This is a genomic window from Cupriavidus sp. SIMBA_020, from assembly GCF_046535395.1.
Taxonomy (GTDB): Bacteria; Pseudomonadota; Gammaproteobacteria; order Burkholderiales; family Burkholderiaceae; genus Cupriavidus; species Cupriavidus campinensis.
In genome coordinates this window covers 1-270 of record NZ_JAWRWU010000637.1, presented here as the reverse complement: position 1 = coordinate 270, position 270 = coordinate 1, and the positions used below count along the sequence as shown (strand labels likewise).

The 270-nt window shown below is 70.0% G+C and carries 1 protein-coding gene; it reads left to right on the top strand.

Annotated features, from left to right (window positions below; translation table 11 throughout):
* A partial coding sequence (locus SB751_RS30855) for a LysR substrate-binding domain-containing protein (RefSeq protein WP_410749130.1) occupies nucleotides 1-270 on the top strand: 270 nt, incomplete at both ends.

Here is a 270-nt window from a genome sequence, read left to right as displayed (position 1 = left end):
CGTGGGGTCGATGCTGTATCGCGGCCTGCCGGCGCTGCTGGAGTCCATGCGGGCCGAACTGCCGGACGTCGAGCACGTGCTGACCGAATTGAATTCGCACGACCAGATCGAGGCGGTGCGGCGCGGCGAGCAGGACCTGGGCTTCATCCATGCCAACCCGGTGCCGGCCGGCGTGGCGGCGCGCGATCTGTTGGCCGAACCCTTCGTGGTGTGCCTGCCGCAAAGCCATGCGCTGGCCGGGCGGCGTTCGTTGGCGTTGGCGGACCTGGC